Here is a 12,834-nt window from a genome sequence, read left to right as displayed (position 1 = left end):
AATCACCCTTTAAAATAGTATCCAGAACCCCACTTTGTTACAATATATTTGGGTTCAGATGTACTATCGCCCAGTTTTTCCCTCAATTTGCTTATATACACGTTTAATGTCTTGATATCGCCGTTGAAATCGTACCCCCATACCTGATCCAGTATCTGATCTTTTGTAAATACCGTTCCAGGATTAGATGCCAGTAAATACAGTATGTCGTACTCTTTAGCTGTGAGCTCCACTTCGCTGCCGTTTAAAAAAACCCTTCTGCTGCTCGGATCTATTTTCAAATCACCGTATTCTAAAACATTGCGCTTTTTTTCATAGCTATTACGGCTGCGCCTCAACAAAGCTCTCATTCTGGCTATCAATTCCCTCGTATTAAAGGGCTTTGTCACATAATCATCAGCACCAATCTCAATACCAACGATCCTATCTACGTCTTCGCCTTTTGCCGTAAGCATGATCAAAGGCACATTTGAGACTTCCCTTATACCCCTGCATACACTCAATCCGTCCATCTCCGGCAGCATAAGGTCCAATATTACAATGTCGTGTTGATTTCTCCTTGCCATCTCAAGGCCGGTTTTCCCGTCATAGGCCACATCCACTTCAAAACCATTTTGCATCAAAGAAAGTCTCAATCCCTTAACCAGCAATTCATCATCATCAATTATAAGCACCTTATCCAAATAAATCCCCCCCTGCTAACCACACGTAAATCTAACGTTTTTACGAGTTGCCTTTGCTCTTAATATATTATACCATAATTATAGCCCCCGGATTTGCTCCGGAGGCTTATAAATAAACCCGGTGCATCGACACTATATTTTTATCCTATGGTAACCTGTACTACCTTCACCGGACCTTTCTTGTTGTTTTCATCGATAGCATAAACCTGCAAGTTATAAGTACCCGACGGCGCTCCCCACGGAACTGTTTCGAAGCCTCTGTAATAGCCACTATTTGCCGGCGTCAATTGTTTCCATATCCCATATTCAGGTACTGTAGCGTAAACCGCTTTTATAGGTTTATTTGCGTTCTCAACCTTTACCATTATGGTAACCGAATCTCCCACCTTAAGAACCTTAGGCTGGATATCCACATCCAGCGTATATGTTAAGGCTTCCTCCATCTCTACCTCTCCCCCTTTTTTAAAATACCGTATTTAAGCACATCCATCACATTTTCTGTGGAATGCACCGGGTCTATTTCTTCATTGCCTATAAACATTCTGGCCAGATAATTGGTCAGCATCCCCAGTATATTCTGCGACAGCTCATGGGTATTGTGTTCTCTAAATTGCCCTTGAGCTATACCTTTATCTAAAATATTTTTAAATGCTTCCATGAGATCCACATAAACCTGAACCACCGATGGTATGTGCACGTCTATAGTGCTGGGACCAAACCACGTACCCAGCAGAAGTGCTGTCAGCTCTCTGTTTTCCCTGCAAAAAGATAAAAATCTATATATAGCCTTTCTTAGTTTTTCTATATACAATTCATTGTCATCCGATATCACAATGGCATTTTTTATCTTCTGCACGCCTTCATTTATCACGCTTTCAAAAAGTCCTTCCTTGCTCTTGTAGTAATAATATATCATGGGTATAGTAGTAGAAGCCTCATCAGCGATCTGCCTGATAGATGTGCCATCAAAACCTTGTTTCGAAAATAGCTTTAAAGCAGCTTCGTATATATTATTTTTTATATTTTCTTCCATAAACCATCACCCTTAACTTATCGTTAGTTAAATTTTATCATACGTTAAATAGAAAATCAAGAGAAAAATTATACGCACTTACAAAAATAAAAGAACCTCTAATAGGTTCTTTACAAAGCACAAAAAGCACTACGCCGACTCATTTATCAAGTCGCTGGTTTCTGTCAATCAAATCCATAAACGTCTTTGCCATGTCACACCTGCACTTAAAGCCAAAACTTTCAAGGGATTTTTGCAGAGCAAAAAGGGTATATGACACATAATCCACCCTGGCGTTTTCACCCATATGTCCTATGCGCAGCACCTTACCTGCCAGATACCCAAAAGAACCTGCTATCATCACATTGAAACGCTCTAACATATCTTTTCTTAATGCGCTTTCATCGATGCCTTCAGGTACTTCTATTGCCGTCACAGTATTTGAAAAACCGTCTTTTATATAAAGACTGAGACCGGCCTCTCTAACAGCCTTTCTGAGGGCTTCAGCTATTCTCTTATGCCTACTTAAAATATCTCCATCCTCCAATACGTTATCAACAGCCTGGCGCAATCCTATGATATCACTGGCAGGGGGCGTATATGGAAACCACTTTTTCTCATAATAATCCTTCCATAAAAGCAGATTACAGTAAAATGAAGCTATAGGTGTTTTCCTGTTCTCCATGGCATTATAAGCATCATGACTTATGCTCAAAAAGGTAAGCCCAGGCGGCGCTGACAGGCATTTTTGCGAACCACCCAACGCGATGTCAATAGACCATTCATCTACTTTGAGTTCTTCACCACCTATAGCGGACACGCTGTCTACCACTGTCATTATGCCTTTGCTCTTGAGCATAGGACATATGCGGCTTATATCATTTAAAACACCAGAAGGCGTATCACAGTGCACTACAGTGGCGTACTTAAAATTGCCCTGACTTTCTACAAATTTTTCTAGCTCATCTACATCTATCTGCCTTCTCCTATCACCTTTAAAGAATACCACCTGTCCGCCGTATATCTTAACAAAGTCCGCAAAACCTTCTCCAAAAATCCCATTGTCGATTACCAGCACTCTATCACCGGGTTCTGTAAGCGACGCACAGGCTGCTTCCAGCCCCAATATCCCCTCACCGCTTAAAATTCTGACATGATTTTTGGTCTTCAGTAATTGGCCAATTCTATCACAGGTATCACGGTAAAAATCGTAAAATTGAAGATCCAGATCGGGATTGGTAGTCTCTATCGCCCTGGCAAGTCGCACATTTTCTCTTACCTGAGTAGGTCCAGGTGTCATTAAGATAGGTACCTTTATTTTTACCACCCCTTCTATGTATTAAAATACAATAAATTATCTTGATACAATATTCATTGTATCACTATTGATTATACCATCTTCGACTTGTAATTTACAATATTTCATAACATGGCATTTAAGCTGTAAAATTAAGTATCATAATCGGGATTGCATAATAAGTATTCTTGTGAGAAAATTTAAATGGCAATTACTTGATTTTCGGGGTGATACAATGGAAAAAGGGCTTGTCCATATATACACAGGTGATGGAAAAGGCAAGACCACATCAGCCATTGGCTTGGGAATAAGGGCTTTTGGCAGAGGATTTAAAGTCTTGTTGGCCCAGTTTTTAAAGGGCATGGACACTGGGGAGCTGCACGTGTTGAAAAACCTGGGACCCAACTTTGAGGTATACAGGCACAAAAATGTAAAAGGCTTTTTCTGGAACATGAGTGACGAGCAAAAAGCTGAACTCAAAAAGTCGGTCCGTGAAGGCTTTCAACACGTAAAAGAAGAAATAGAAAAGGACAAATGGGACATGGTGATACTGGACGAGATAATGGGAACCATTCACAACCAACTTATCGATACAAGGGAAGTGGTAGAGCTTATTAAAAATAAACCTGATAAACTGGAATTGGTACTGACAGGGAGAAATGCACCCAAAGAACTCATAGAGCTGGCCGACTATGTATCGGAGATCAGCGCCATAAAACACCCTTGGCAACAGGGCATAAAAGCCAGGAAGGGCATTGAGTTTTAAACCTCAAAGCCTTTCTTGGCTTTTAGTTTATATGCTCTTTTAAAAAATGCAAAATATCTTTAGCTTTTGGCGGGCAACCCTTTACACAGTGCGTGAAACCTGCCGTACACACACCTATTCCTATGCCTTCGACTGCCTGGCCTCTAAAGCCCTGCCCGATATACACCTTTTCTTTCAGCCTATCCAGAAGTCCCTGCTCATCCAACCTGGCCAGAGCGTGAATAAGACTTCCGTAACAGGCTGAGCAGGCGTCTTTTTCTATAACCCATTGGGAAAGGTGTTTTACCTTTCTACCACTGTTGGTAAACCTCTTTTGCATCCCTGTATCGCTGTTCAATTCTATTATATTGACCTTGCTCAAATCAGCGCATCCTACCCCTATTTTTTCTGCAATCTTTATGTATTCGATGTCATACGGTTCGTAGCCCATGAGCTCGGCGACATAAGCATCTATAGCTACAGGATCCTTTCCTGCAATTATCCTGTTCATCTCCACAGGGTTACCGCCTTCTTCAAAATCCAGATCCCCTATAAGGCCATCCACGATATTAAAGGAGGGTTTTATCACCTTATTTAAATAAGCAATTGGCCTATGTAGACCTAAAGTATGAAATCGCCGTTTTTCGCTATCGGGTATACACCCCTTCATGTTTTTCAACGCACAGGTGACCCCCGTCTGACAATGGCCTTTCAGCACAGGGAGATTTATAAGATAATCCACTTCCATTGCTTTATCGCATACGTTTATCTTCATATCCCCTGCATCATAGGTTTTGTAGCTATCCCTTTTGGTGTCAAAAAGCTTTACATCGTACTTTTTTGATATGGCATCATATCCGCAAACCTTAAAAGCCCTCTGGGTACTGTCACCTACCCAGGAACCTTCAAGGATGATAATATTATTAAAGCCACAATCTTTTAAATATTCAATAATACCACAAATCATATCAGTAGAGGTGGTGGCCCCCGATTCAGGGGTTTTTGCCACCACCAGATTGGGTTTTAATCCTATTAGCATACCTTTTTCTATTTCTTTCTCTATCTCTACGGCGCGTAAAAGTTTTTTGACCAATTCCTTTCCATTATCGCCATATATAACGTATATATCCTCTTTTTTCATAGAATTTTCACTCCATTGAGCACCACATATGCTCCATCCGCAGAAGCATCTAACATTATCGTCAGTTCACTCAGCCATTTTTCTCTTAAAGAGATTTATAACTTCCACTGGCGTTGGGTCCACACCCCTGTATATAGGCGCGTACAAAGTGACAAAATCACCTAAGTAAACCAGCGAAAACATCCTGGCAAGACGCGACTTACCTGTGGCATACACAAACTCCACATGGCCCATGCGCTCTTTTAAAATATCTGCTGTTATATCCTTTCTCTTTTTGATCTTTGGCGAATCAAGCTCATCATCTCTCAACATGATGAGATAGAACTTCTTGAGAAGATCCTCTGGCATATCCCAGCCTACAGCTTCGTCATGGTGCAGGTTGGGTATTACGTTATAAAAGGCCATGAGTTTGCTGTTCTCGCCAAACTGATTTTTCCATCTCCACGCTACCGAATCATAGTAATCCAGTGAACCGTAAATTAAGGGTATATGGCCGTAGAGACCTATGGCTATCTGCTTGGCATGATTCTGTTCCACCGGTACTTCCGGATTTAATTTCTTATTGAGTTCTGTAAAAAGATTTATGGTCTCCATGATCTCCTCAGTTTTATCCGAAATAAGCCCCAGCTTATGGAGCATTACCAAGAGGGGAACAAAGATATAACCCAGATCCCTCCTGGGATGACCTATATCTGCGGGAACTATAAGGCATGGAACTCCATCGTTTTTGCAATTCTCAGCTAATTTTCCGCCTGCTGTCAGTGCCACCATGTAAGCACCGGTCTTTTTAGCCTGCTCATAAGCGCTTAAAATCTCTTCAGTGTTGCCGGAATGAGATGTAACCAGAACCAATGTGTTTTTATCTACAAAAGCCGGTATATTATAACCCTGATTGATGATGATGGGCTGCTTTAATTCATCAAAGAGATATGATCTTAAAAAGCCTCCTGCAACTGAGGAACCTCCTCCTGTACCCAACAGTATGATCTCGTGGATTTCTCGGTTTAGCGGTGGAAGCTCAAAATTTGCCACCAGGTCAAGACCTTCTTTAAATTGCTTATCGTAATTTTCGGTGGTAATCAATGAACCCATACTATCCAAAGCCCTTATGGCTTTCACATCATTCAAATCTACCATTTATGATCCCTTCCCTTTCTTCAATTTGATATTTATTTTATCTATACAATGACGCCTTGCCAGCACTGGAGCAGAGCCCTATTTTGTGTTTCACTACCTCTGTCACTGCATCCATGGCAGGTGTAAAATACTTTCTCGGGTCGTCCTCTTGGGGCTTTTCTTTGAATACCCGCTTTATAGCATCAGCAAAAGGCATTTTAAGTTCTGTAGCTATGTTTATTTTGTTTATGCCCAATTCTACTGCTTTTATTATGGATTCATCGGGCACACACGATGCACCATGGAGTACCAGAGGCACATCCACTTTGCGCCTTATGGCGCTAAGCCTCTCATAGTCCAGTTTCGGTTCGCCCTTGTAGACCCCGTGGGCTGTGCCTATAGCTATAGCCAGCGAATCAACACCTGTTTTCTCCACAAAATCCACAGCCAGATCAGGGTCTGTGTATAAAGACTTTTCCTCCTCAACGCTCAAGTCGTCTTCCACGCCTGCAACCCTGCCCAACTCCGCTTCAACAGTCACATCCCGCAAATGAGCATATTCTACAGCCTTTTTAACCAATGCCACATTTTCTTCATAAGACAGCATAGAACCGTCCACCATGATAGACGTATAGCCTGCGTCTATACACTTTTTAGCTAATTCCCAATCGGTACAGTGGTCCAGATGTAGCACAACAGGGACACTGGATAATTTCGCTGCAGTGCCTACCAGTGCCACCAGATATTCTATACCAGCATATTTTACGGTGCTCTGAGAAGTCTGTATTATCACAGGAGTGTCCATTTCCACTGCACCTTTGATAACAGCCTTGAGTGTCTCCATATTGTGCACATTAAAAGCAGCAATGGCATAGTTCCCTTTAACCGCATCCTTTAGTATTTTCCTTGATGAAACCAATTCCATTTTTATACCTCCTTAGATTATCCCTTGTCTTTCGAAAGCCAGAGCAGCAGCTCCAATCATACCTGACTCATCGCCCAGCTCTGATCTCACTATTTTTACTATCTGTCTCGGCACTATCATTACTCTCCTGTAAACTTCTTCTCTTAACGGCTTCATAAGCCTTTCTCCTGCCAATGATACGCCGCCGCCTATGATGACCAGTTCAGGATTTACGAGATTTATATAATCAGCCAGGGCTATACCTAAGTACATGGCCGTCTTATTCATCACCTGTATAGCAACCGTATCCCCTTCATCGTAAGCATCCTGTATTATCTTCGAGTTTATTTTAGAAAGGTCGCCACCCACCATTTTAGTCATAATGGAGAAATGGCCTGATTGTATCATAAGCCTTGCCATCCTGGCCTGGCCCGTTCCCGAAGCATACATCTCCACACAGCCCTGATTGCCGCAGTTACATATAAGGCCATCTTTTTCTACCGTAACATGGCCGATCTCGCCTACGCTGTTGGTTACACCCCTTAACAATTTTCCTTCAAAAACCAGGCCTGAACCTATGCCCGTACCCAGTGTGACGCATATAAGGTTGTTAACCCCTTTGCCTGCACCATACTTCCACTCAGCAAGGGTAGCCACCCTTACGTCGTTATCCATAAATGTAGGCAAGCCGTATCTCTCTTTAAAGGGCTTGATGACCTCTACGTTTTTCCACCCCAGATTGCCCGCAAAAAGAGATATTCCTTTTTCTATGTCCATAAGACCAGGTATGCCAAGCCCTATGCCTACCATATCCTCTATCTTCATAGAGGCATCTGCCAGAGCCATGTCTATAGACCTCATTATGTTAGCAATAACATGCTCCGGACCCTTGTCCGCTTCCGTGGGAAGTTTTGCTTTTCCCAGGACTTTTCCAGTCTCGTCAATGACAGCGGTGGCTATATTAGTACCGCCCAAGTCACTTCCTACCGCATATCTCATCATAAATACCCCCTTGTCTTTTTACATATCAAATAAATGACTGAGTATAAGCGCATGTGCTCCTTTTATCGTGGCATCATCTCCCAGGTTGGACATAACCAGCTTACAACCTCTATAGGTATTATCCAGCGCCCTCTGCTTCACCACGTCCTCCAATACCGGTTTTACAATATCCTTTACCTTGATAATATTGCCCCCCAAAACCACCAGTTGAGGGTTAAATAAATTTATGAGATTGGCAATGCCTATACCTAAGTAAATGGATATGCGTTTTATCACGTCAATAGCCAGTTCATCTCCGATATTTGCTGCCCTGTATACATCCTCGATATCCACATCATCCACATCTTTAATAATGCTTTTTTCGCCCAATTTAAGCCTTTTGCTCATGGTTTCACATATGGCTCTTTCCGATGCCATAGCTTCAAGGCAACCATAATTGCCGCAGCTGCATTTAGGTCCATTGACGTCAATGGTGGTATGGCCTATTTCTCCCGAAGAATGGGTTATGCCTGTATAGAGTTTACCATCTACAACGGCGCTGGCCCCGATGCCGTACCCTACTTTTACAGCCAGAAAATTGTCAACGCCCTTAGCTGCCCCATACCACCTTTCGCCCATTGCCATCGCTCTGACGTCATTTTCTACGCATACTTCAATCCCCAGTTCAGCCTTTATGGACTCCAGCAGATTGACATCCCTCCACCCCAGATTAGGAGCATAAAGGGATATTCCCCGTTCAGAATCCACGAGGCCGTGCACGGCAACACCTATGCCTGCTATTTTATCTTCAGGTACACCGGATTGATCCACCATCTGCCGATAAAGCGCAAACAGATTTTTCAACACAGCCTCAGGTGATTTGTCTGACAGCTTTATCCTTTTAGACGCCAATACATTGGTATCCAGATCAGATACATCCAGGCGTAGATGGTTTGAGCTTATATGTGCCAGCACTACATAAAAATACCCCGGGTTGAGCTTTAAAAGCACGGGTTTGCGTCCACCCCGAGATTCACCCATCGTATCCTCAACTATGACGCCATCTTTTATGAGCTTTTTCGTTATATTCGTCACTGTAGGAGGCGTGAGATTTGTATACCTGGCTATGTCTGCCCTAGATATAGCTCCTTTTTCTTTAATAATCCTTATAACCAGAGATTCGTTCATGCCCTTTAAGAGTTTGTAGCTTACAGGAATTAAATTGGCCAAAATTCATCACCATTAAATATATATTCTACACCTTTTCTATTTTTCCTGCTACTTTGTTAATATTTTTTATAAAGTTCTACTGCATATATCCCTCAACGGCCTCATTTCGACTCCGGCTTCTTCGCAATTATATGATTAGTTTATTGCGAAACCCCAAAAGGTTCTAAAATGTTGGGGTTTCGCGTTATCACAAACTTATTTAAGATAATCCATATCTATACCCCTGTTTTTCCTTATATACCTTACAGCCTCTTCCGTAGAATAATTTTGATGTATTAGCAAACTGATAGCCTCTGCTATAGCTCTTGGATCATCGTTGCCAGGATAAAGGACGTTTCTGCCCACCATGGCACCCCTTACATTTTTTCCTGCTCCCAATCCTTTTTCAAACTGTTGTATTGTATCAATAGGCCTACCTGTGGATTCGCCACCTAACATTAGTATGGGAAGGGTAGTCGCTCTTACAACCCTGTCATATCCTTCCACATAGGGTATCTTAAGCCAGATATTGCGAGATGAATCTCCTATAGCCGACGCCACACCTATCACCTTTATCATCTCATCGGCATCCATCTTGACAGGGTATCCTTTATCGGTTTTCTGTACCGGTAAAGCCTCTAAGAACACAGTGAGATTGTATTTATTGCATTTTGTTATAGCCTCAGCACAATAAACCATCGTCCTGCCTGAATATTTTTCATTGGGTTCCAGCCTGAACATCATCTTAGCACCATCCAATTTCATGTCGTGCATGGTTTCAGGAGTATACGCCGTCATCCTGTCATCCATCTCAAATGAATAACCTGCAAGACCCGCTCTGTTCATACAGCCTACTAAGACCTTGCCATCCAAGAAACTCTTTTTTCCCTTCTCCTTCATCATGTAGTTTAATATAAAAAGGTCTTCCATAATATCAGGAGTGGTCATAACTCCATCTACCAACTCAGAGGACATAACCCTCATTATTCTGCTCAGATAGTCCAGCCTATCACCCATTCTGACTGGATCTGAGCCCACATTGGTGACGTGTCTCGCCGGATGATCACAGGCCAAAAGCAATAGCTTTCCGTCCTTTGTCAACTTATCTCTTTGTTTTCTTGACCTAGCTTCGTCTATTATCACATTGGGCTTGTTTACCCTTATATCTGTTATCATGTCAAATATGTGCTCAGGCAAAAACCTCCTGGGAACATATACATATGAGCCAAGAGCATAGTTGACGTCAATCCTGTTTCTCGCCTCGTCAAAATAGGCCTTAGTGATAGATACCAGCGTATCGCTTTGCTCGTCACCATGGGGAGCGACCTCAAAGCCTATCCCTTTTTGATAATTTATTTCATTTAAGACCGTTAGAAACTCCGCTAATAAATCCTTCGAAACTGCTCCATTGGGATAATCAAAACCCACATGGGTATCGCCATAAAGGGGATCATCTTTAACTAACACGCAGTTCCCCACATGCACGTGATTTAAATACGGCGCCAATGTCCTTAAAACCCCAGGAGTTTCCCCATCAAAGGAATTGTCCTTCAATAAGGGCATATGGCTCAGATCGTACATTAAGCCAAAGTCTTCACATCCATAGGTATACCTCAACTCTTCAGCCAGCTCTATAGCTTCCGTTGTTGGCCCTATGAGTTGATTTTTACACCCTTTTTCATCAAGTCTATCAAACATCTCCAGCGTCAATACCAGTGGTTCTACACCCAATTCTTTGGCCTTTTGTGTAGAATACTTGTGCAGCTCTATGATAGAACGTATAAGAGACATTTTGGCTTGCTTTCTCAACTTAAGACCCGCTGATGTTCCTACATCTCTACCACTTACAAAGGCAAATTGCCTGGCTCCAAAGGCATAGGCATCGTCTATGTGCTCAAAAAGCCTATGAACTGCCCGTTTCCTGTCCTCCTCGTTGATACTGGATATATCAGTAGGCGGGATCATGTCATCCTTCCAGCTTAGCTGTACAGGCTGTGCACTATATATCACTTCTTTTCCGCTGGCCTTTAATAGCTCTGCGACCTTTACCTTCAGCACAGGATCTTTCAATGCCGTAACTTCTATGCCGCCGAAATAATTATCCTCTAGTATCTTTTTAAGAGTTGTCATAAGGTAATTCTCATCAGGTTCTCCTCTGAGCACTGAATTGGTATTCCTTGGCCCTGGATAAGCCATATGATAGACGATACTTATCCTGTTATCCATACAAAATTCCCCCTATCCCTCAATAGTTTCTTTGATGCGCTTTAGTCCCTCAATAATGTTTTCTTTTGATGTAGCATAAGAAAGCCTTAAATACTCCTCCTTCTCCCCCACGTTTTTCACCCCAAAAGACGTCCGCGGAAGCACCGCTACATTACCGTTATATAATAGATATTGCTGCAATGCTTTTGAATCCTTCAAGCCCAGGTTGCGACACGCTTCGGTTACATTGGGAAAAACATAAAAAGAACCGTGAGGTTTAAAGCACCTGATTCCTTTTATATTGTTCAATCCCTCTACAATCAAGTCACGCCTCTCTTTAAATTCCCTCACCATCCTGTCCACAGCGTCTTGAGGACCATTTAAGGCTTCTACTCCTGCATACTGGATAAAAGTAGCGGTGCATGACTCACAATTGGTCTCTAGGCGCGCTATCTGTTGGGCTAACTGCGCGTTCACAACTCCATAACCCAGCCTCCAGCCCGTCATGGCATAGGTTTTGGAAAAGCCATCTAACAAAATGGTGCGCTCTTTCATGCCTGGAATAGATGCTATGCTGTAAAACTCGCCGTCGTATACGATCCTGCTGTAGACCTCATCAGACAACACCCATATATCGTTTTCTATAGCGATCTCAGCTATAGCCTCCAGATCTTGTTTTGATAACATTCCCCCTGTGGGGTTTTGAGGTGAATTCAATATAATCAGTTTGGTTTTGTCTGTGATCAGAGATCTCAAATAATCCACATCCACGCTGAAATTTCTTTCTTCCAAAAGCGGCAGCGGAACAGGTTTTGCTCCAACGAAGTTTATAACCGATTCGTAGATGGGAAAACCTGGATTGGGATATATAACCTCTTCCCCCGGATTAACAAGAGCATGAATGGTGTAAAAGATGATAGGCTTTGCTCCTGGCGTTATGACCACCTCGTCAGGAGATACATCAATGCCTCTGGTACGGGAAATATAAGCGGCCACAGCCTCTCTGAGCTCGGGTATACCGGCAGATGGACCGTAATGGGTCTTATTTTCCAGTATAGCCCTGATGCCCGCCTGTTTTATATTTTCAGGCGTATCAAAATCCGGCTCCCCCAGCGCAAAGCTTATTATATGCCTTCCTGCTGCAACTAATTTATTCACTTCAGCCAGAACTTCAAAGGCATTTTCTGTTCCCAGCCTGGACAAACGCTCTGCCATCAGCATTCAAAATCCCCCCTCGTATAATATGATTTGTAATCAACCAAAAAGGTCGACCTTTAACAAGATTAATAAAGATCTTTGATATTTAAATATTGTTTCTTTAAATTTCACCATGATTAAATCTATCAAGTGCCACTTGATACTTATGCATACATCGCATAGCTACTACCCATGTTTGGGAAGATGGGTTGTCAAGCCCGAACGCAGTGAGTTCATTTTAGGCTTGACTTACTCATCGACCAAACATATAATCCTCTCTGCGATGTATGCTCGATTGCTGCATTTTGTATTGTAGTACACGTATTCCCTCTTTCTTCTTCAGG

General features: G+C 42.4%; 12 protein-coding genes. 1 reads left to right on the top strand and 11 read right to left on the bottom strand.

The genetic code is table 11. The features are described from left to right. Positions 1-2: 2 nt before the first annotated feature. From BUB87_RS10900 to BUB87_RS10885, 4 genes are all read right to left on the bottom strand, one after another. Entirely contained in the window at positions 3-674 is a 672-nt protein-coding gene (locus BUB87_RS10900; protein WP_268761642.1) for a response regulator transcription factor, read from the bottom strand. Between the two features lie 149 nt (positions 675-823). Next, positions 824-1,126 (bottom strand): hypothetical protein, encoded by a 303-nt coding sequence (locus BUB87_RS10895; protein WP_073345288.1) that lies wholly within the window; start codon positions 1,124-1,126, stop codon positions 824-826. A gap of 2 nt (positions 1,127-1,128) precedes the next feature. Further along, positions 1,129-1,716 carry a TetR/AcrR family transcriptional regulator gene (locus BUB87_RS10890; protein ID WP_073345286.1) on the bottom strand — a complete coding sequence of 196 codons (588 nt, stop codon included), beginning with the start codon at positions 1,714-1,716 and terminating at the stop codon, positions 1,129-1,131. 139 nt (positions 1,717-1,855) lie between these two features. Next, positions 1,856-3,022 (bottom strand): pyridoxal-phosphate-dependent aminotransferase family protein, encoded by a 1,167-nt coding sequence (locus BUB87_RS10885; protein WP_200792819.1) that lies wholly within the window; start codon positions 3,020-3,022, stop codon positions 1,856-1,858. A gap of 205 nt (positions 3,023-3,227) precedes the next feature. Here BUB87_RS10885 and cobO point away from each other — a divergent pair, with 205 nt between their 5' ends. Continuing rightward, positions 3,228-3,758, top strand: a complete 531-nt coding sequence (cobO, locus tag BUB87_RS10880; RefSeq protein WP_073345283.1) for a cob(I)yrinic acid a,c-diamide adenosyltransferase — start codon at positions 3,228-3,230, stop codon at positions 3,756-3,758. A gap of 22 nt (positions 3,759-3,780) precedes the next feature. Here the strand turns inward: cobO and BUB87_RS10875 are convergent, their stop codons facing one another. The 7 genes from BUB87_RS10875 to BUB87_RS10845 all read right to left on the bottom strand — a co-directional run bounded on the left by BUB87_RS10875 (position 3,781) and on the right by BUB87_RS10845 (position 12,514). Further along, positions 3,781-4,878, bottom strand: coding sequence for a DUF362 domain-containing protein (locus BUB87_RS10875; RefSeq protein ID WP_073345281.1), 1,098 nt, complete (start codon positions 4,876-4,878; stop codon positions 3,781-3,783). Positions 4,879-4,944: 66 nt separating this feature from the next. Next, a complete protein-coding gene (locus BUB87_RS10870) occupies positions 4,945-6,015 on the bottom strand; it encodes a bifunctional phosphoglucose/phosphomannose isomerase (protein ID WP_073345278.1) in 1,071 nt (356 codons plus the stop codon). A gap of 37 nt (positions 6,016-6,052) precedes the next feature. After that, on the bottom strand, positions 6,053-6,919 hold the full coding sequence (gene fba / locus BUB87_RS10865) for a class II fructose-1,6-bisphosphate aldolase (protein WP_073345275.1): 867 nt from the start codon (positions 6,917-6,919) through the stop codon (positions 6,053-6,055). A gap of 12 nt (positions 6,920-6,931) precedes the next feature. After that, entirely contained in the window at positions 6,932-7,897 is a 966-nt protein-coding gene (locus tag BUB87_RS10860; protein ID WP_084111240.1) for an ROK family protein, read from the bottom strand. Between the two features lie 21 nt (positions 7,898-7,918). Next, positions 7,919-9,109, bottom strand: coding sequence for an ROK family transcriptional regulator (locus BUB87_RS10855; RefSeq protein ID WP_073345270.1), 1,191 nt, complete (start codon positions 9,107-9,109; stop codon positions 7,919-7,921). 195 nt (positions 9,110-9,304) lie between these two features. Continuing rightward, positions 9,305-11,314 (bottom strand): Cgl0159 family (beta/alpha)8-fold protein, encoded by a 2,010-nt coding sequence (locus BUB87_RS10850; RefSeq protein ID WP_073345268.1) that lies wholly within the window; start codon positions 11,312-11,314, stop codon positions 9,305-9,307. Positions 11,315-11,326: 12 nt separating this feature from the next. Further along, complete coding sequence (locus BUB87_RS10845; RefSeq protein ID WP_073345265.1) at positions 11,327-12,514, bottom strand: pyridoxal phosphate-dependent aminotransferase; 1,188 nt, start codon at positions 12,512-12,514, stop codon at positions 11,327-11,329. Positions 12,515-12,834 lie beyond the last annotated feature (320 nt).

Origin of the sequence: Caldanaerobius fijiensis DSM 17918 (genome assembly GCF_900129075.1) — a bacterium.
Lineage (GTDB): Bacteria > Bacillota > Thermoanaerobacteria > Thermoanaerobacterales > Caldanaerobiaceae > Caldanaerobius > Caldanaerobius fijiensis.
This window is presented reverse-complemented; position numbering and strand designations above follow the sequence as displayed.